We start from the raw sequence: 19,560 nt of genomic DNA on the forward strand, positions 1-19,560 counted from the left end.
TGATGTCATTCGAATCGCCTACCGCCCATAGCGCCCGCAATCCATCGACGAAGTCCGTCGACGCTGTCACGCCCCCGGCAGGGCCGCGCCGCATGCCACGACTCGCCGCGCCGCTTGCGCTCGTGATCGCCGCCGCTACCCTCGCGGGTTGCGCCGTGGTGCCCGCGGGGCCGAGCATCATGGCCTTGCCCGGCACCGGCAAATCGTTCGATCAGTTCCGTCGGGACGACTTCAACTGCCGTCAATTCGCCTCCGGCCAGAACGGCGGACTGGACGCCGCGACCGCCGCCAACAACAGCGCCATCGGCAGCGCCGTGCTCGGCACCGCCCTTGGCGCAGCCGCCGGTGCCGCGATCGGTGGCGGCTCAGGTGCCGCGATCGGTGCCGGCGCCGGTCTGCTCGCGGGCGGTGCAGTGGGCGCCGGCAACGCCCAGTCGTCTGCATATATGACGCAAAGCCGCTATGATCAGGCCTACGTTCAGTGCATGTATGCGTCCGGCAATCGCGTTCCTGTTCGCGGCGACATGGTGTCGTCGGAGCCGATCCAGCGTTATGCACCGCCGCCACCTCCGCCCCCGGGCTGGAAACCGCCTCCCGGCGCCTACTGATCCGATAAAGACATAACAGACGCCAAGCCGACGTCCCCCCTCGCGAGGGGCAGACGTCGGCGTCATACGTCACCTCGCACGAGATACCCGATGGCCCACGATTCGACTGTCCGCTCCGCTCCCAAAGCCTCGCTGCTGCGCAAGACGCTGTGGATGACGCTGCCCGCCGCCATCGCCGCCGCGCTGCTCGGCGCGCCGTACGCTCACGCGCAGAACACGCCCGCACCGGCCAATGGTGCCAACGGCGGCGCCGGATCGGCGTCGGCAGGCAATGCGCCCGCCTTCAATCCGAGCGCCGACATCTCGCGCGCCGTCTCCCGCGACACCACCGACACCGCCATCCAGAACAACTGGAACAGCATCATGCATCCGCCCGTGCAGGCCAAACCCGATGACAAGCCTGCGGATACGCCGCGCCGCGGTCGTCGTGGCGTCACGCCGGGCATCTCGACGAACTGATCGAACTGATCGGCGCACGCACCCGCATCGGGAAGGCGAGGGGGCGCCTCATCGGACGTCTCGCACATGCCATACGTATCATGCGTATCGAATGTATCGAACGCACGCGACACATAGAACCCGCCCGAACCCGCCCCGCGCGCCAACCGATCTCAGACGCCCGTTCGCGCTCGGCGTGGCTGGCATTCATCTGATCGCCCGACTACTATGAGAAACATCAGCAGAATCCATTCCCTGGTGTTCTCATGCGACTCTTCCTTGCTCTGTGGCCCGGGCCGGGCGTGCGCGCGCAGCTTCACGACTGGGCTGTGTCGGCTCATGCGGAATGCGGTGGACGCGTACTGCGCGCTCAGACCCTGCATCTGACGCTCGCATTTCTCGACGAAGTCGATCCCGCGCGTCTGCCTGTGCTGCTCGCGCTCATGCAGCGCACGCCGCTCGAGCCGTTCACGCTGACCTTCGATCATCTCGGCTACTGGTCGGATCGCAAAATTGTCTGGGCAGGCGCGCCGACGGTGCCCGACAATCTCATCGCAACGCGCGACACGCTGCTCTCGCAATGGCGTGCGACCGGCGCTCGCGTGGTGACGCAGACGTTCCGTCCCCATGTTTCGCTGCTGCGTCACGCGCGACGTGCGCCGTCGGACCCACATCCGCACCCGCTCGTTTGGCATTGCGACGGCTACGTCCTCGTCCACTCGGTACGCACCCCGCGCGGGCCGCACTACCGCGTGCTCGCCGAACACTACGGCGCGCAGCCGGACGGCCTTACCGCGACGTCTGCCGAGAAATCGCCAATACCGGCAACGCAATACGGTATAGTCGGATGACGATGCGCCGGACGTCCGCCGGAGTATCGGTTTCTCGTCATTCGCAGGAGGCTCAAGTGCAAGTCGGATCAATCGTCAAATCCAATCACATCGCAGTGCCGCATGGTGCCATTGGCATCGTGATCCGTGTGCTGGGTCACATGGCGATGGTGAAGTGGTACGCCGGCCAGCCCGGCGCGTCGCGCGAACTCAACACTGAACCGTTCGATATCGTTGACCTGATTGAAACAGGCGATGTCATGCCCGTTGGAGCAAGCCCCATCCTTCACTGAACATCTTGCAGCGCCGCCAGGCGCTCGGAAAGCAAAACGCCGGCCCGTCGTCAGACAGGCCGGCGTTTTACATTGGTGCGGCGTTCGCCTTTCGGCGCGCGGTCCGGGTCCCTTTCCGACGAGACGCGAAACACCGCAGATCTACCCCACGCGCTCACGCATGAGCGCATCGAGCCGCGCCGCCATGCGCTCGCGCCGCTTGCGCGACGTGCGATAGAGCAGCACCGCCATGGCCAGCAGCACCACGCACCCGATCAGGAAGACGGCGTACGGCAGCGTATCGCCGTGCAAACGCACGCTGACCTGCGCGCGCGTCTCGGCAGTACAGATGATCGTGCCCGCCCGCATGCCCGTGTAATGCATGCCGCAAACAGCCATCGCCATCACCAGCGCCGCCAGTGCGCGTTGCAAGCTCGTTTCCAGATGGAACGCCAGCCACAGCGCCACACTCGCCGCCACGATCGCGATCAACACCGACAGCGCGACAAGCGTCGGATCCCAGTCGAAATACGCCTGCGTGCGCACGGCACTCATACCGAGATAGTGCATGCCGGCCACACCCAGCCCGGCGCCCGTGCCCGCAACCACGCATTGCATCAGATTGCGATAAGGCGCCCGCGCGACATACCAGAGCGCAGCCCCGGAGACGACAACAGCGAGCACCAGGCTGCCGAGCGTCGGCCAGAGGGAATAGGAGACGGGGAACGGCATGCGCTGCGCGGCCATGCCGATGAAATGCATGCCCCAAATGCCGATACCGCCAAGCGCCAGCGCGGACACCGCGAGATAGCCGAGGCTGATGCGTCCGTCTTCGTCGCGAATACGCGACGCGGCCACCAACGCGACATAGGCCCCCAGCGCCGATATCACGAAAGACAGCAGGACAAGGAACTCGCTGTAATACAAAGGAACGACGCTACCTGGCTGCATGGGCTTATCCTGTGATTTTGCTGTCGCCGGGCACCGGAGGGGCGCAGACGAGAGATCCTTGTGTGAGCCTGCACGACAACGCCCAGGGGGACCGCGACGTTGCCTCGCAAACGTCGGGCGTCAGCGGCGATTCAATCTCGCCGCCCGAACGGCGTCAAGGGGCAAAAGCATCTGACGCTGGACGCGAAACGTCGAATGACCGCACGGCCTTCGGACACCGAGATTCCGGCCGCTCGGAAAGCCTTGCGGGACGCGAGATTCACGCAAGACGAGCCAAATTGCGAGAGAGTCGCGCGCGTCGTCTGGCGATTTAGAGCCTTGTGTCCAAACCTGTGTCGCACAAAGCGCAGGTTTGTACGGCAACATCCGGGGAAGATATCGACCGGGATTCACGGGGTCCAGCGGGCTCGTGACGACCGGCCGTCATTTCAGGGAGAGGCATCACATGGCAGACGCCACCGCCGCAAACCCCACCGCTGCACCACAGGGCGCACCGCTCGCCGGCGCGCGACTGGCGATCCTCACGGTGGGACTCGCGCTCGGCACGTTCATGGAAGTGCTCGACACGTCCATCGCCAACGTTGCCGTGCCGACCATCGCCGGCAGCGTGGGGGTTTCGAACAGCCAGGGCACCTGGGTCATCAGCTCGTACGCCGTGGCCGCGGCCATCGCGGTGCCGCTCACGGGATGGCTCGCCCGCCGGGTCGGCGAAGCGAGGCTGTTCGTCTCGTCGGTGACGGCTTTCACGATCGCGTCGATGCTGTGCGGCCTGGCGCCCAACATGGAGTCGCTGGTCTTCTTCCGGCTGCTGCAAGGGCTCGTATCCGGGCCGATGGTGCCGCTCTCGCAAACCATTCTGATGCGCAGCTTTCCGGAGAAAAAACGCGGCCTCGCGCTCGGCCTGTGGGCGATGACCGTCATCGTCGCGCCGATCTTCGGCCCCGTGGTGGGCGGATGGATCACGGATAACTACACATGGCCATGGATCTTCTACATCAACGTGCCGGTCGGGATTTTCTCGGCGCTGTCGTGTTTCGTGCTGCTGCGCGGCCATGAGACGAAGACGCAGAAGCTGCCCATCGATCTGATCGGGCTCGCGCTGCTGGCCATCGGCGTGGGCTCGTTGCAGATGATGCTCGACCTCGGCAAGGACCGCGACTGGTTCAACAATGGTCTGATCGTCACGCTCGCGCTCACGGCGGCCATCTGCCTGTCGTTCCTGATTCTGTGGGAGCTCACGTCCGATAAACCGATCATCGATCTCACGCTGTTCAAGGATCGCAACTTCGCGCTGGGCGTCGTGGTGATTTCGTTCGGCTTCATGACGTTCTTCGCTTCGGTGGTCATCTTCCCGCTCTGGCTGCAAACGGTGATGGACTACACGGCAGGCAAAGCCGGGCTGGCGACCGCACCGGTCGGCATACTCGCGCTCGTGCTCTCGCCAATCATCGGGCAGAACATGCACCGGCTGAATCTTCGCGCGGTGGCCTCGTTCGCGTTCTTCGTGTTCGCGGGGGTGTCGTTCTGGAACTCGCATTTCGCGCTGAATCTGTCGTTTGCGAAGGTCATCGAGCCACGGCTTGTGCAGGGTATCGGCATTGCCTGTTTCTTCGTGCCGGTCACGACCATCACGCTCTCGAGCATTTCTGACGATCGTCTGGCCGCAGCCTCGGGCCTGTCGAACTTCTTCCGCACGCTCTCCGGCGCCATCGGCACGGCCGTGAGCACGACAATGTGGGAAGACCGCGCGATCTACCACCACGCGCGGCTCGCCGAGAGCATCACGCCGTATTCCGACGCCACAACGAGCTATCTCGACCAGCTCCGCCAGACGCTGGGCCTCACGAACGGCGCCGACGTGGGCATGCTCAACGACCTCGTCACGCGCCAGTCCTTCATGCTGGCGACGAACGACATCTTCCATCTGTCCGGTTACGTCTTCCTCGCGATGGCTATGCTGGTTTGGCTGACCAGACCGAAAAAGGGGGTCTCGGCGTCGACGGGCCACTGACGCCCCCCCCTGACGAACCGCCAACAACGGGCGAATAGCGACGGCCTTTCGCGGTCTTTTGCGGCGATCGTTCCAGAAAAACAACAATTCTTTTCGGGTTCGAGGCTTCTGGCCGTCACGGCACGGGACTAACATGCGTTATTGCGCGCACTCGCCCCCTTTGCCAACAGGTACCCGGCATGTTGTTCGATCTGATCGCCCGCTTCGGACTCTGGCTCGTCTTTCTGAATATCTTCGGACAGGCGCTCGGGCTGCCGCTGCCGGCTTATCCCACGCTTATCGTTACGGCGTCGACGGCGATGTTCCCGCCGTTGCTGATCGTTGTTCTCGCGGTGTTCGCGGCGCTGCTGGGCGACGCACTCTGGTTCCTCGCCGGGCGACGCTACGGCCACCACATCCTGCGGCTCATGTGCCGCCTGTCGATCTCCCCGGACACTTGCGTGAGCCGTACGGAAGGCGCGATCGGGCGTCATGGCGTACGTGTGCTGATGTTCGCCCGCTTCGTGCCGGGACTCTCGGCGCTATCGGTGCCGATGGCCGGTGCGCTCGGCGTGTCGTGGCGCACCTTCCTGCTGTACGACGCCATTGGCGCGGTGCTCTGGTCGGGCGTGGCGGTGGGGCTGGGCGTGGGCTTCGCGTCGCACATCGTGGCCGTACTCGGCGCCTTCGATACGCTCGGCCGCGGCGTGCTGTGGTTGGTTGTGCTCCTCTTCGCGCTGTATCTGCTCAACCGCTGGCTCAACCGCTACCGGCTGCTGCGCTCGCTGCGCATGGCGCGTATCGGCGTACAGACGCTCGAAGGCTGGATGAAGGACGAGATCACGCCCGTGGTGATCGACGTGCGCTCGGCCGCCCGCCGGGCCGTCGATCCGTTCACGATTCCCGGCGCGCTGGCCATCGAGCCGAACGAAATCGCCGAGAAGCTGCGCGACGTGCCGCGCGATCGCCGGATCGTGGTGTTTTGCGCATGCCCGAACGAAGTCACGGCCGCAAAGCTGGCTCAGGAACTGCGTCAACAGGGGTTCGCGGAGGTGCGTCCGCTGCTCGGCGGACTCGATGCCTGGCGTGACGCCGGTTACACCGTAGAGAAGATTGACGGCATGGAACTTCTCGTTCCAGCCCACTGAGTTTCTGCCGATTTCACAATTGATTGCGCACAACTTAATGACGCGCGCTCCCCCGCAAGGAAGCGCGCGTTTTGTTTTGCATCAGACCTCGGTGAGGACATCTCGCAGTTGCAGAAGCAGGTTGCGAAGTGTCTTTTGTGCGGTATCGGATTGACCGGTTGCGGCTTGTATCTGTGCGGGCACCTGACGCGCTTCACGTCGCAGATTCACCCCGCGTGGCGTGAGGTCGATGAACACCTGACGCTCATCCGCTTCGCCGCGACGACGCGTCAAAAGTCCCATAGTTTCCAGTCTTTTCAGCAACGGCGTCAGCGTGCCGGAGTCGAGTCCGAGTCGTGCGCCAAGCTGATTGACGGCGATGTCGTCCTGCTCCCAGAGCACCACCATCGCGAGATATTGCGAGTAGGTCAGACCGAGTCTGTCGAGCATCGGCTTATGTGCTTTTGTCATCGCCAGCGATGCCGAGTACAACGCGAAGCCCAGTTGTTCTTCCAGACGCACGGGCGTTTTTTGTGCGGCTTTTTTGCTGACTGCCATTCGGGTATTACGCTTGAGTTCCAATTCGATTGCGTGCCATTCTATTTCACCGCGTGGAATGTGACCAGCGAAGCGGTGTGCGGGAAAAGCAGCGAACAGCCGGTGACGATGCGACGGGCCGTGTGCGGCGGCCGAGCAGGGCGCCTGCGGGGTTAATAACGTTCAGAAAAGCCGTGCGGCTCCGGTACGCCGGGAAATCCCCATCGACGCAGAAATGCCGAAAAGTACGAAAAAGGTGGAAAGGGTGGAAATCGATGCCGCTCTGCCGAGCGGCCGAATCACACGATGAACTGCCGCGTCGCCCCCCCCTGAAAAAACACCTTATCTGAGTAACTCTCAGGTTTAGCCCTGTTCCGCGCCGAAATAGACGCATCCCAACCGCGTCCCGACGATGGTGGCGGCCCAGTTCGGTGCCGATCTCGAAGGGGGTGAAAATCGGGTGTCGCGCCGGGACGGAAAATGACGCTGGCAAATCCCCCCGTCCAAAGTAGCATTCAAAGCGAAATACACACCCGTTACACATCCGATGCCCTCGACGCACCCCGCATAAATTCGTCGCCGCCGTCCGGCAACATGCCACCTCATCGAATGCTCATCGAAAAATACGTTACCTGAGCAACCCTCAGTTTTTGACGCAAACATCATCCCTTGGGCGGCGCGCTTTCAAAAAAAGGCGTCGGTCGATACCATGAGGCCCACTACGACCTCCACAGCCTCCGATCCGTGCCAGCAGTGTCCGCCTGGGCCAAGTTGCCCGTCGTTGTGTGGGTGCGGCGTCAGTTCGCACCGAACACCCTGCAAATCACGCTGCTGCTTGCCGGCATCGTCGGGCTGCTGGGCGCGTTGGCGACCGTCGCCTTTCGCGAAGCGCTCTCCGGGCTGCAATTCCTCCTCGCGGGGCACCGCAGCGGCATGGTCGAGCTGGCGCAGAACCTCGACTGGTGGCAGCGTCTGCTGCTGCCAAGCGCCGGTGGCCTGATCGCCGGCCTGATCCTCCAGTACGCCACGTTGTGGGTGCCGAAGAAGGGCTCCGACGACTATATGGAAGCGATCGCCATCGGCACCGGCGTGCTCAGCCTGCGCCAGACACTCGTCAAAAGCCTGTCGTCGCTGTGTTCGGTAGCCTCGGGCGCATCGATCGGCCGGGAAGGGCCGATGGTGCAGCTCGCGGCGATGTTTGCATCCGTGGTCGGCCGCATTCTCGCGTTCCCGCCCGAGCGTCTGCGCCTGCTGGTGGCTTGCGGGGCGACGGCCGGTATCACGTCGGCTTACAACGCCCCTATTGCCGGCGCACTGTTCATCTCCGAGATCGTCTACGGCTCGATTTCGACGGCCACGCTCGGGCCGCTGGTCGTGGCGTCGGTCATTGCGAACATCGTCATTCGCCAGTTCCTCGGTTACGACGCGGTCTATCAGATGCCGCGCTTCGACTTCGTCTCCGGCTGGGAAGTCTTCTTCTACGTGGGTCTCGGCGTGCTCGCGGGCGTGCTTGCGCCGCTGTTCCTGCGCCTGCTCGACACCGCGAAGGCGCGCTTCGGCGCGTTGCCGATCCCGTTGTTCCTGCGTCTGGCGCTCGGCGGACTCGTTGTGGGCGTGCTGTCGTTGCGGGTGCCGCAGGTCTGGGGCAACGGCTACAGCGTGGTCAATTCGATCCTGCATACGCATTGGGCGTGGCAGGCGCTTGCGATGGTGCTGGTGTTCAAGGTGCTGGCCACCGCGTCGTCGGCCGGTTCGGGCGCCGTGGGCGGTGTCTTCACGCCGACGCTCTTCGTCGGCGCCGCGCTCGGCAGTCTTTACGGCCTCGCCATGAACGCGCTGGCCCCGGCGACGGCGTCGGTGGCCAGCAGCTATGCGGTCGTCGGCATGGGGGCGTTTCTTGCGGCCACGACCTACGCGCCGCTGATGTCGATTCTGATGATCTTCGAGATGACACTGAGCTATCAGGTCGTCCTCCCGCTCATGCTGGCGTGTGTCACCGCCTATCTGACGGCGCAAACGCTGCGCGCGGACTCCGTGTACGCGAAGTCGCTACGTCGCAATCAGGTTGCCGGCCGTTGGCTGTCGATGACGGGCGAGGGCAGCGAGATGCGCCTGTCCGCGCTGGCCGTGGACAACGACGCCGTCGTGAGCGCCGCCGACAGCGCGCAGACCATCAGCGAGCGCTTCGTGGCGACGGGCTACCGCAATCTGGTGGTGCGCGCAGCCGACGGGCGTCTTATCGGCACGCTCGACGCCGCAAGCTGGTGGCAGCGTCAAGCCACGGGCAAGCCCGAACTGTGGACGCAGGTCGTCACCCCGTGCAAGGCGCTCGACGGCGACATGGCGCTGGTCAGCGCGCTACGCTCGGTGGGCAAGATGCACGCCGACTGGGTGCCGGTCGCGGACGCGCAGGGCAAGTGGCTGGGTGTTGTCTCGCTGCCGGGACTCATCGAAATCGTGACCGAAGAGCGGGGCAGCGAATGAGCCGCCGTCCGGGGAGTCGCCCCATCACCCCCGCACGGCCGTCGACCACGGAAGACGGCACGCCATATTCCGAAGCGTTCGACGACGTCTATCACAGCACGGGCGGCGCGCTCGGCCAGGCGCGGTATGTCTTTCTCGGTGGCAACGGGCTGCCCGAGCGCTGGCGTGGCCGCGACCAGTTCGTGATCGTCGAGACCGGCTTCGGGCTGGGTCTGAATTTCCTCGCCACGTGGGCCGCGTGGCGCGACGATCCGCAACGGCCGGCGCGTCTGCACTTCGTATCGGTGGAGAAATTTCCGTTCCGTCCGCTGGATCTGCGTCGCATGCTCGAACCGATACTGGTGCAACCCGGCATGACCGAACTGGCGCCGCTGGTGCAGCGTTTGTGCGACGTCTGGCCGTCTCCCGTGGCGGGGTGGCATCGGCTGGAGCTGGCGCCGGGCGTGATCCTGAGCGTTGGTTTCGGCGACTTCTTCGACCTGATGCCAACGCTGCGGGCCGGCGCGGATGCGTTCTATCTGGACGGCTTCGCCCCGGCGAAGAACCCCGACATGTGGTCGTCCGAGGTCTTCAAAGCGCTCGGCCGGCTGGCCCGCGACGGCGCCACGCTCGCAACCTATACCGCCGTGGGGCAGGTGCGGCGAGACCTGATTGCCGCCGGATTCCAGGTCGAGCGCCATGACGGCTACGGTCCGAAGCGCTCGATGCTCGCGGGGCCTTACGCGCCGCCGTACCGCATGCGTCGTTACGATCCGCCCACGGCACCCGGGCCGCGCGCGCGTGAGGCGATTGTCGTCGGCGCCGGGATGGCCGGGGCGGCGATGGCGCGGCAGCTCGTCGCGCGCGGATGGCGCGTGCGGCTCTTCGAGCGGGCGCAAGCGCCGGGGGCAGCCGCGTCGGGCAATCCGGCGGGCGTCTTCCATCCGCAACTGTCAGCGGACGACAACGTGTTGTCGCGTCTGACCCGCGCCGGCTTTCTCTACGCGCTCTCGCAATGGCGAACGCTGCCGGGCGGCCTGCCGGGCCGTGCCGACGGGCTGCTACAGGTCGCAATGACCGACACCGAGGCGCAAGCCTTGCAGGAGCTCATGGCCGCGCATGCGTATCCGGAGGCCTACGCCAAATGGGTCGACGTGACGCAGGCCTGCGCGCTCGCCGGGCAGACGCTCGCCCATGGCGGCGTCTGGTTCCCGGAAGGCGGCTGGCTCGCGCCAGCGATGCTGTGCCGCGCAGAATTGGTGGCCGCGGGCCCGTCGCTGGACGCCCGTTACGGGGTGAGCGTCGAACGGCTTGAGCAGCGCCCGCCCAGTGAAGGGGCCGCGGGCGGACGATGGGCGGCGCTCGACGAGACCGGACGCGTGCTCGCCGAAGCCGACGTGGTCATCGTGACGGCCGCCGACGTCTCCCAGAAATTGCTCTCGCCTTACCTCGCGCCAACGTTCGTCCCGGTGAAACGCGTACGCGGGCAACTGACCTTTTTGCCGCCTGACGTCTTGCCCGAACTGCGCATACCGGTCTGCGGCGACGGCTACGTGGCGCCATCGCTACTGGGCGGCGCGGGCCCGATCACAGGCGCGACGTACGGTTTCGACGATCCGGACGAGCATGTGCGCGTTGGCGATCATCAAGCCAATTTGCGTCGCCTTGCCGCGCTGCTGCCCGCTCACGCCGAGGTTTTCGGCAACGCGGGCCTGGCCAGTGAGCACGCCGCCGCCGAACTGGGCGGACGCACGGCGTTCCGGGCGCTGGTGCCCGATCGTCTGCCGATGGCGGGGCAACTGCCGGATCTGACGGCCATCGAGCGGCAACGGCAACGGCTCACGGGCGGCCATCTGCGGGATCTGCCGCGGCTCAACGGGCTATACGCGAGCTTCGCGTTCGGCTCGCGAGGGCTTGTCTTCGCGTCGCTGTGCGCGGAACTGGTCGCCAGCCAGATCGAAGGCGAACCCTGGCCCATTGGCAGCGATCTGGCGGATGCCATCGATCCCGCCCGCTTCCTGATGCAGGCGCTGCGCAAAGGGTGATGCTGCCGGATCCCCCGCAAACGCAGCGCCGACCCCAGCGCGGATCACCAGACAAAACCCAGCACTGTCCGTTATTAGCGCCCCCTTCAGGTCCCCTGGGTGTGGCCAGAGACCTAGTCATACCGCCGTTCTCCGAAAACGGGGACCGTCTCAATAAATCGAATCTGACCCTATAGGGGTTCAACGCCCGCCCCATGCGGGGGCGACGCGCCGATGGCGCTTGCCCCCGTACTTTCCGGCCGTAGCCCCGATATCAGGCGTCCGAAGGCCCGCGTCTTCCTGAGTCGACAGGGCGCAAAACCGGCATCTGGCAGCGAACTGGCCGGAGGTGCCTGTATAACGGGGCTGCACGCACCGTGACGCCCGTTTGAAGGCCCCAGAAACCGAGTGTGGCAAAATGAACCCAACCCTTCGGGTTCGTCGCGCATTTGTCCTTCATCTGCAACCCCGCGCGCGGCTTTCTTTCCTTTTCACCACTTGATGCGCCGTCAAGCGGCGCAAAGCGAGCATTAATGACGTCGGAACTGTCCCTTTTTCCGGGCTGGCCGCCGGCGCCCGATCCCGTTTTCTTCGCCGGGCTGGCATTGGTCTTTGCCGGACTCGCCGGGGAAATTTGTTTCCGGAGATTGCGCCTGCCGCGCATCACCGGTTACGCCGTGGTCGGGCTGGTCGGTGGCACCCTGGGTCTTTCCTCAATGCTGGACGCGCAGACAAGCGCAGCCATCCGGCTACTGATCGACCTGGCGCTGGGCCTGCTGCTGTTCGAACTGGGCAGCCGCCTCAACCTGAAATGGATGCGGGCCAACCCCTGGATCATCGTCACCAGTGCGCTTGAGGCTTTGCTCACTTTCATCGCGGTCTATGTCGTGTTGCGAGTGTTCTCCGTATCGCCGCTCACAGCGGTGCTGATTGCGTCCATCAGCATGGCGACGTCACCCGCAGTAGTCATCCAGCTCAAGAACGAACTGCGGGCCGAGGGTCAGGTGACGGAGCGTCTGCTGGCGTTGGCGGCGCTCAACAGCGTGTACGCGGTCGTGGCGGTCAACCTTGTCTACGGCTGGATGCACCAGGCCTACCACTCCAGTTTCTGGGTCGTGCTGTTCCATCCGCTGTACTTGCTCATCGGCTCGATCGTGCTGGCATTCGTGCTGGCCAAGGCGTGCAATCTGGTGTTCCGTCAGTTCGGCAGTCAGGACCATCACGCCTTCGTGATGCTCATCGGCCTGATCATGCTGATGGTCGCGCTGGTGCATATGCTGAAGTTGCCGAACTCGCTCACGCTGCTGCTCGCCGGGATCATTTTCCGCAATCTGGAGGAGCGTCCGCAGTTGTGGCCGGCGTACTTCGGCACGGCCGGATGGCTGCTCGCTGTGGTGTTGTTCGTGCTGACGTCGCTGGCGTTCCAGTGGGAATACCTCGTGCTCGGCGGGCTGGCGGCATTGGCGATCATCGTCGTGCGCGGCATTGCCAAGGTGGTGGGGACGGTCGCCGTCGCCCATCAGGCAGGTATCAGTTACAAGCAGGCCATCGCGCTCGGGTTGTCGTTGTGCCCGATGGCCAGTCTCGCGTTCGTACTCGTTGCCGACACGTACGACATCTACCCGCAATTCGATCCGATGCTCAAGGCCGTGGTGATGTGCACCATCGCGTTGCTGCAACTGGCCGGTCCGCTGGTGGTCTATTGGGCGTTAGCCCTTGTCGGCGAACGGAAGGATTAAGCCATGTCATTAGAAGAATTCATTCCCTCGAAGCCTTGTACCTTCGGAGTGGAACTGGAGATGCAGATCGTCAATCGTCACGATTACGATCTGACCAAAGCGGCCTCCGACGTCATGCGGCTGGTCGCCAAGGAAACCCATCCGGGCGAGATCAAGCCGGAAATGACCGAGAGCATGATCGAGCTCTCGACGGATATTTGCCATCACCACAGCGACGCCGTTGCGCAACTGCGCCGGGTACACGATGTACTGGTCGCCGCCAGCGATCAGCTCAACGTTGGCCTGTGCGGGGGTGGCACGCATGCGTTCCAGCGCTGGAGCGAGCGTACGATTTACGACTCGCCGCGCTTTCATTTCCTGTCCGAACTCTACGGCTACCTCGCCAAGCAGTTCACCGTTTTCGGTCAGCACGTGCACATCGGTTGTCCCGATCCGGATAGCGCGTTGTACCTGTTGCACGCCATGTCGCGTTACATCCCCCATTTCATCGCGCTGTCGGCCTCGTCGCCTTACGTGCAGGGGGTGGACACCGGCTTTCACTCAGCCCGTCTGAACTCGGTTTTCGCGTTCCCGCTGTCGGGTCGTGCCCCCTTCGTGTTGAAGTGGGACGACTTCGAGACCTACTTCGACAAGATGGTGAAGACGGGTGGGGTCGAAAGCATGAAGGATTTCTACTGGGATATCCGGCCTAAGCCGGGTTTTGGGACGATCGAAGTTCGGGTGATGGATACCCCCTTGTCGGTCGACCGGGCGGCCGCCATCGCCTGTTATATCCAGTCTCTGGCCCATTACCTGCTCAACGAGCGTCCGTTCGAACTCAGTGAAGACGATTACCTGGTCTACACGTCCAATCGCTTCGAAGCCTGCCGTTTCGGTCTGGAAGGCGCTTACGTGAATCCGCAGACGGGCGAGCGCTCGATGCTGGGCGATCACATTGCCAAGACCCTGGAAGTCATCAAACCCCATGCAGCCGCGCTGGAAGCCGAGGCGGCCTGCGAGGAGATCCGCCAGCTTGTCTCATCGGGCAAGAACGACGCCGTCTGGCTGCGTGACGTCCATGCCGACGCCAAGTCGCTCAATGAAATGGTTCGGCAGCAATGTTTGAGATGGGCGGCATGACCTGACGCTGTGGCAAACGGTGCGTCTCGCAGACCGTTTGTTTGAGCTAACGCCCGATGTTATGCGTTCGGTGTAACGAAACCCCGCCAAGGCGGGGTTTTTTCTTGCCCGCGCGGTTGGCAGCAGGTGGTTTGAGCGGGACCTGGCAGGAAGTCCTTTTCGTTCGCACCGCTTTTCAAAGGAAAACAGGGCGCAAGGGCACTACGACAGCTGAATCACGCATCGCCAGCGCTGCGTTTTCCACTGTTCGGACCGACAGGGGTTTTGCCGTTTTCGCGTCGCTCGTAGCAAGGTTTTAAGGTTTTAATAGGTTTACTGTATGTATACATAGTAGTAGTTAACAAAGGCAGCCCAACCCTGTGGATAACCACAGTTAACACTGAGTAAACAGGAAGTTGCCGGAATGAGAACTGGATGGAAAGACAGCGGGTATCCGAAGAACAACTCTGAACAGATTTTGCCCCCTGTGGATACATTCGCGACTTATCCCGAACCCATGCACAACTAGTCCGACAAGTTATCCAGAAAGTTATCCACAGGTGCTTAAATATTGTGCAAGACACCCCCAAAAACGGGGGTTTGTGGATAATTTTGACCTTCTCACGTTGGCCGACCGGTTCGCGGATACAATCTCGCCACGCTGTTTTTGTGACCTGCCGTACGTGGTGTAAGAAGTGAATGACGTTGGTTTTGTTGGCCGTAACGAGCGAAATCGTCCGTACCGTCAAATTTCTCAATTCGCGTGTCCCGAAGCTGTGGCCAGAGGACGCGCCGATCCGTTCTTCCCCAATTTTTCTGCGCAACACGACCTTCGGCGTCTGACGACCGACAGTTGTGTTTCAAATCATTTGCGTTATGTCCTAAACGCAGGACGGTTTACGTGCGCTCGTCACAAGTCAGGCACGGTAGGGACGTCTCGAATTTCCAGAGAAATTTTTGCGGGACGTCATGGGGACGCGGCATCCGTGCCGCGCGTGTCGATGGGCTATGAGCCACGCCCGGCGAGGCTTTGCGAGAGGGGGGAGAATTGGTGTGGGGTACGACACGGTTCGACACCCCTGCGCGCGTTACAACTATTCAGCGAGCGGTGTAATTCGCATGGGATGCGAAATATTTTCTGAGATACGACGCTTCGCACCATGAGTGCGCAGGACACCAATATTTTGTAAACATCATGAGTAGGATTTGGGAGATCAGTACAAGAACTGATACGCCAAAATTAAACTCAGAACACACAATGGAATCGTGGTGGGACGGCAGGTTCAACAGCGACTTGCCGTCGAGTATCGACACAGAAGTAGCTTAGGGTTTCCCCCGGGCGGGGCGCCAGAATATGTGAAGCGCAAGGATGACTCGTGAGATGCACCGCCTGTGAGTTCATTTGACAAGCTGTTTTAACGACATATAGTTTTTAGAAATCCTAAAGAAAATCATGGCTACCTCGACCCCACTTGATGAAAAGCTCTCCTCGCGCGTAACGACAGGCTTGTTGCGCATGGGAACCGCGTTACGCAGCCACGCGTGGGAAGGCGCGGCACTCTCTGGATTGACGCCGACGCAGGGCGAGATCCTCACGCTCCTGCTACTGCGTGGCGTGCCGATGCGGTTGGGCAAGATTGCGGAAGACGCTGCGCTCACGTCGGCCACGGTCAGCGAGGCCGTGAGCACCCTGGAGAGCAAGGGACTCGTCGAGAAACGGCGCGATGCCAACGACGGTCGTGCGCTGGGCTTGCGTCTGACCACCAAAGGTCGAACGTCGGCCAAACGGGCGTCGCAGTGGGCGAGCTTCGTGACGACGGCGGCCGACCTGATGAGCGATAAGGATCGGGCACAGCTCTACCGCATGCTCCTCAAGCTCATTTCCACGATGGAAATTCGTGGCGACATGACGCGGCAGCGCATGTGCCTGACTTGCGAGCACCTCGAAACGGCGGCACGCGGCAAAGGCATGTACCACTGCAATTATTTCAATACGACGTTTGACGATTCGCGTCTCGCGATCGACTGCAATGCGCACGAAGAAGCCAGTATCGCGACGCGCAACAAGATCTGGAAGCTGTACAGCAAGAGCTGAACATCGGGCGCGGCGTTCGCCGCGCTCCGGTGGCGCGCCTGAGCGGTGCGAATCAGGGGGAGAACGTCATCCGCGACCGGGTGACGTTTTTTTTCGTCGAGACTTGTCACGCACATGACCGTCGCGTGCCTGTACACTGCGCTTTTTTGCATCCACGAAACCTCATCGTATAGAGATGGCAGCCAAGCGCAGAATCGAAGTCAGGAAATCAGGCGTTCACGGTAAGGGGGTGTACGCGGTCAAGCGCCTCAAGAAGGGGGATCGCGTGATCGAATACAAGGGCGAGGTCATTTCGTGGCGCGAGGCGCTGCGTCGCCATCCGCACGACCCGGAGCATCCGACACATACGTTCTACTTCAGCCTGGAAGACGGTCGCTGCATCGACGGCAAAGTCGACGGCAACAATGCTCGCTGGATCAACCACGCATGCTCGCCGAACTGCGAAGCGCGGGAAGAGGGGGAGCACGTCTATATCTATGCCATGCGCGATATCGATGCGGGCGAAGAGCTTTTCTACGATTACGGTCTTGTGATCGACGCCCGCTACACGGCAAAACTCAAACGCGAATACGCTTGTCACTGTGGCAGCAAGGCGTGTCGCGGCACGCTGCTCGCGCCGAAGCGCTGAGCGCGTGAAGTTCGGAAAAGGTCAGCGCGAGGTGCGATCGCCGGCGAATTGGTCGATGGCGAGCGCCAGATCGACGTCTCGCTTGGTCAGACCGTCGGCGTCGTGCGTCGAGAGGGTGATGTCTACGCGGTTGTAGACGTTGAACCACTCCGGGTGGTGATCCATCTTCTCGGCCTTGAGCGCGACCTGCGACATGAAGCCAAAGGCTTCATTGAAATCGTGAAACGTGAAGCTGCGCTGGATCGCGTCGCGTCCGACCACTTGGTGCCACTCGGGCAGCACTTCGGCCAGGCTGGCGCGTTCCTCGGATGAGAGTCGTGTTGTCATGGCATTCCTTTCAAAGCGTTTAGTGCAAATCGGGCAGATTTGAATCCACCGGTGCCGGCGTGGCGCCGATGATGGCTGCGTACGGTGTCAGGAGGATGCTCGGCTTAGCCGTTCGCAGCGCCCATGAAACGACAGGGTCGCCGGTTCATGCGATCTATTGTTCCACAGGCAGGCGCAGTGTGGGAGCGAGCGCGAGACGTCAGGTGAGATGCGACTGGCGCCCGTCGCGGGGACGGTCTGACGGCGAAGCGGCCCGGGCGGAACCGGGCCGTGCCATCATGCCGGCAGCAGAATTTGCGTGTCTTCGCGACGACGTGCGTTTGCCTCGAACGCCTGCTGTTCGGCAAACGTTTTGAACAGCGTGGGCAGGTCGGCGCGCATGGCGTCGAACAACTGGGCAAAGTCGTCGATGACGAAGTAGGTTTGCTGGAAAGTGTCGATGCGGTATTGCGTGCGCAGCACACGTTCGAGCGAAAACCCGATGCGATTCGGCTCGCGCGACGTCAGCGAGAATTCCGTTTCGCCCCGGCTCGAGACGATGCCCGCGCCGTAGATGCGCAGGCCGTCGCCGTCGCGCATCAAACCGAATTCGACCGTGTACCAGTACAGACGTGCGAGCAACGGCAACGCCCCCAGCGATTGCGCGACCGTGCCGGCCTTACCGTAGGCTTGCATGAAGTCGGCGAACACCGGATTGGCGAGCAGCGGCACGTGGCCGAACACGTCGTGGAAGCAGTCGGGTTCCTGGAGGTAATCGAGCTGGTCCGGGCGACGCATCCACCACGTGGCCGGGAAGCGGCGATTGGCGAGGTGGTCGAAAAAGACCTCGTCCGGCACGAGACCGGGCACCGCCACGACCTGCCATCCGGTCGCGGCCATCAGTTTTTCGTTCAGGCGTTCGAACTCCGGCACGCGACGTGCGTCCATGTCGAGAGCGCGAATGCCGTCCATGAAGGCGTCGCAAACGCGGCCCGGCAGCATGGCTGTCTGACGTTCGTAAAGTTGTTGCCACACCGCATGATCGACCGCGCCGTATTGGTCGACGGGCTGATCGATGGTGAAGTCGGGCCGGGTCGTGAGACCGGCATCGAATTGCTCTTGGAGCATGGCGGTAAGGGACATAATACGAACGATTCAATAAGCGGTGACAGTCCCTAAAGTGTATTGCGCATTGCGTGCGAAAAGGGCGCATAATGCGCCTGTGGTGAAAGCCATTTGCATAAATTTCGCATAAAAATGTGAGTTATTGCGGAGAATCGTCATGCTTGAACTGGATAGCTTCGATTTGGCCCTTTTGAACGCTTTGCAGAAGGAGGGGCTGGCCACGCATCAGCAGTTGGCGGAGCATGTGGCGCTCTCAACGTCGCAGATCGGTCGACGACTGCAACGGCTGGAGGACAACCACATCATCGAGGGGTATCGGGTGGTGTTGCGGCCCGAGGCGTTGGGCCTGTCGGTAACGGCCTTCACGTCGCTACGTCTGCAGCATCATGGGGATCAGGTCATCGAGCGTTTCCAGAGGGAAATCGAACTGTTGCCCGAGGTGCTCGAGTGCCACGCGGTCGTTGGCGAGGCCGATTACCTGTTGAAGATCGTGGTACCGGATCTGAACGCCTTGTCGGCATTCGTGATGAAACGGCTGATGCAGGTGCCGGGCGTAGAGAATGTGCGCTCGAACATCGTGCTGAGCGCTTTCAAGCAGAGCAATGCGCTGCCGCTGGGGTATGTCACCGCCCGCAAGCCGTCGAGCAAGGACGACGATCACGACCGGAAACCGTCGAGGGATGACGATTCGGAGCGCAAGCCGCCCCGCTGAGCACGGGGTGGTCGTCGAATCAATCGGCGGGCATCAGCCAGGGCTTCACGTAGCGTCCATAGATGAGTGACTGGATGAGCGCGACCGTGGAGCCGACCAGCACTTCAATCACGCGCAGCATGGCGAGGCTGAGCTCTTCATGCAGTCCTTGCCCCTGCCCGCTGAGCGCCGCCGACATCAGAATCACCACCGTAGCTGGCCCCAGACGCCAGTTCGCCGGATAGTTCTGCACCAGCATTGCCGCCAGTGTGGCGATCGTGATCCCCACGAGCATCGCCGCCAGCCCAGGCCCCATCAGCAGCAAGACGATACAAGCCACGACCGCCCCCGTGATCGTGTTGATCGAGCGCGCCTTGAAGTTGCTGCGCGCCTGAAGCGGGTCCGGCTCGGTCACGATGATGAGCGAGATCATCGCCCAATAAGGCTCATGGAAGCCCGCCGCTCGCAGACCGAACCAGACGATCAGCGAGCCGCTAAGAATCTTGATCAGATAGACCAGTGCGTTCTTCTTCGGATGCAGAAAAGCGACGGACATGGGCGGGGGCCGGCGACGTATGCGGAAAGACGCCAGTGTGACATAGCGCGCCTTAAAAGCGGGTTTCCCGAACGTTTCCGAC

General features: G+C 62.6%; 17 protein-coding genes and 1 pseudogene. 13 read left to right on the plus strand and 5 right to left on the minus strand.

All coding sequences use genetic code 11. The features are described from left to right. Positions 1-92: 92 nt before the first annotated feature. From ACIPHM_RS20300 to ACIPHM_RS20315, 4 genes are all read left to right on the plus strand, one after another. Positions 93-608: a hypothetical protein gene (locus ACIPHM_RS20300; protein ID WP_400332491.1), complete on the plus strand. Its 516-nt coding sequence runs from the start codon at positions 93-95 to the stop codon at positions 606-608. A 90-nt stretch (positions 609-698) separates the two neighbouring features. After that, a complete protein-coding gene (locus tag ACIPHM_RS20305) occupies positions 699-1,067 on the plus strand; it encodes a hypothetical protein (protein ID WP_400332131.1) in 369 nt (122 codons plus the stop codon). A 245-nt stretch (positions 1,068-1,312) separates the two neighbouring features. After that, positions 1,313-1,897 carry an RNA 2',3'-cyclic phosphodiesterase gene (thpR, locus tag ACIPHM_RS20310; protein WP_400332133.1) on the plus strand — a complete coding sequence of 195 codons (585 nt, stop codon included), beginning with the start codon at positions 1,313-1,315 and terminating at the stop codon, positions 1,895-1,897. Between the two features lie 56 nt (positions 1,898-1,953). Further along, positions 1,954-2,169 carry a hypothetical protein gene (locus ACIPHM_RS20315; RefSeq protein WP_400332494.1) on the plus strand — a complete coding sequence of 72 codons (216 nt, stop codon included), beginning with the start codon at positions 1,954-1,956 and terminating at the stop codon, positions 2,167-2,169. 141 nt (positions 2,170-2,310) lie between these two features. On the opposite strand, the gene ACIPHM_RS20320 is transcribed toward ACIPHM_RS20315, so the two are convergent. Then, complete coding sequence (locus ACIPHM_RS20320; protein ID WP_400332136.1) at positions 2,311-3,099, minus strand: MHYT domain-containing protein; 789 nt, start codon at positions 3,097-3,099, stop codon at positions 2,311-2,313. Between the two features lie 445 nt (positions 3,100-3,544). Between ACIPHM_RS20320 and ACIPHM_RS20325 the strand changes: the two genes are divergently transcribed. Further along, positions 3,545-5,110: a DHA2 family efflux MFS transporter permease subunit gene (locus tag ACIPHM_RS20325; protein ID WP_400332138.1), complete on the plus strand. Its 1,566-nt coding sequence runs from the start codon at positions 3,545-3,547 to the stop codon at positions 5,108-5,110. Between the two features lie 179 nt (positions 5,111-5,289). Beyond that, positions 5,290-6,237 carry a DedA family protein/thiosulfate sulfurtransferase GlpE gene (locus tag ACIPHM_RS20330; RefSeq protein WP_400332141.1) on the plus strand — a complete coding sequence of 316 codons (948 nt, stop codon included), beginning with the start codon at positions 5,290-5,292 and terminating at the stop codon, positions 6,235-6,237. A gap of 81 nt (positions 6,238-6,318) precedes the next feature. Here ACIPHM_RS20330 and ACIPHM_RS20335 read toward each other — a convergent pair whose 3' ends face one another. Beyond that, complete coding sequence (locus tag ACIPHM_RS20335) at positions 6,319-6,774, minus strand: MarR family winged helix-turn-helix transcriptional regulator (RefSeq protein ID WP_400332144.1); 456 nt, start codon at positions 6,772-6,774, stop codon at positions 6,319-6,321. A 768-nt stretch (positions 6,775-7,542) separates the two neighbouring features. Here ACIPHM_RS20335 and ACIPHM_RS20340 point away from each other — a divergent pair. The 6 genes from ACIPHM_RS20340 (at position 7,543) to ACIPHM_RS20365 (ending at position 16,800) form a co-directional block, all read left to right on the plus strand. After that, positions 7,543-9,237, plus strand: a complete 1,695-nt coding sequence (locus tag ACIPHM_RS20340) for a ClcB-like voltage-gated chloride channel protein (RefSeq protein WP_400332497.1) — start codon at positions 7,543-7,545, stop codon at positions 9,235-9,237. Continuing rightward, positions 9,234-11,261 (plus strand): bifunctional tRNA (5-methylaminomethyl-2-thiouridine)(34)-methyltransferase MnmD/FAD-dependent 5-carboxymethylaminomethyl-2-thiouridine(34) oxidoreductase MnmC, encoded by a 2,028-nt coding sequence (gene mnmC / locus ACIPHM_RS20345; protein WP_400332147.1) that lies wholly within the window; start codon positions 9,234-9,236, stop codon positions 11,259-11,261. The genes ACIPHM_RS20340 and mnmC overlap by 4 nt, the downstream gene beginning before the upstream one ends. 512 nt (positions 11,262-11,773) lie before the next feature. After that, on the plus strand, positions 11,774-12,979 hold the full coding sequence (locus tag ACIPHM_RS20350; RefSeq protein ID WP_400332150.1) for a cation:proton antiporter: 1,206 nt from the start codon (positions 11,774-11,776) through the stop codon (positions 12,977-12,979). A 3-nt stretch (positions 12,980-12,982) separates the two neighbouring features. Next, positions 12,983-14,098, plus strand: coding sequence for a YbdK family carboxylate-amine ligase (locus ACIPHM_RS20355; RefSeq protein ID WP_400332153.1), 1,116 nt, complete (start codon positions 12,983-12,985; stop codon positions 14,096-14,098). A 1,432-nt stretch (positions 14,099-15,530) separates the two neighbouring features. Continuing rightward, positions 15,531-16,172 carry a MarR family winged helix-turn-helix transcriptional regulator gene (locus tag ACIPHM_RS20360; RefSeq protein WP_400332156.1) on the plus strand — a complete coding sequence of 214 codons (642 nt, stop codon included), beginning with the start codon at positions 15,531-15,533 and terminating at the stop codon, positions 16,170-16,172. A gap of 175 nt (positions 16,173-16,347) precedes the next feature. Continuing rightward, complete coding sequence (locus ACIPHM_RS20365) at positions 16,348-16,800, plus strand: SET domain-containing protein (protein ID WP_400332159.1); 453 nt, start codon at positions 16,348-16,350, stop codon at positions 16,798-16,800. 21 nt (positions 16,801-16,821) lie between these two features. Here ACIPHM_RS20365 and ACIPHM_RS20370 read toward each other — a convergent pair whose 3' ends face one another. Both ACIPHM_RS20370 and phhA read right to left on the minus strand, forming a co-directional pair. Beyond that, positions 16,822-17,127, minus strand: a complete 306-nt coding sequence (locus ACIPHM_RS20370; protein WP_400332162.1) for a 4a-hydroxytetrahydrobiopterin dehydratase — start codon at positions 17,125-17,127, stop codon at positions 16,822-16,824. 276 nt (positions 17,128-17,403) lie between these two features. Next, the gene (gene phhA, locus ACIPHM_RS20375; RefSeq protein WP_400332164.1) at positions 17,404-18,234 is read right to left on the minus strand and encodes a phenylalanine 4-monooxygenase; all 831 of its coding nucleotides are present in this window, start codon (positions 18,232-18,234) and stop codon (positions 17,404-17,406) included. Between the two features lie 154 nt (positions 18,235-18,388). Here phhA and ACIPHM_RS20380 point away from each other — a divergent pair. Then, a pseudogene (locus ACIPHM_RS20380) lies at positions 18,389-18,877 on the plus strand (Lrp/AsnC family transcriptional regulator); the annotation flags it as partial. An 85-nt stretch (positions 18,878-18,962) separates the two neighbouring features. Here the strand turns inward: ACIPHM_RS20380 and ACIPHM_RS20385 are convergent. Further along, a complete protein-coding gene (locus ACIPHM_RS20385; RefSeq protein WP_400332167.1) occupies positions 18,963-19,478 on the minus strand; it encodes an FUSC family protein in 516 nt (171 codons plus the stop codon). Between the last annotated feature and the right edge of the window lie 82 nt (positions 19,479-19,560).

It is taken from the genome of Pandoraea sp. NPDC087047 (assembly GCF_044745225.1).
Classification (GTDB): Bacteria; Pseudomonadota; Gammaproteobacteria; order Burkholderiales; family Burkholderiaceae; genus Pandoraea.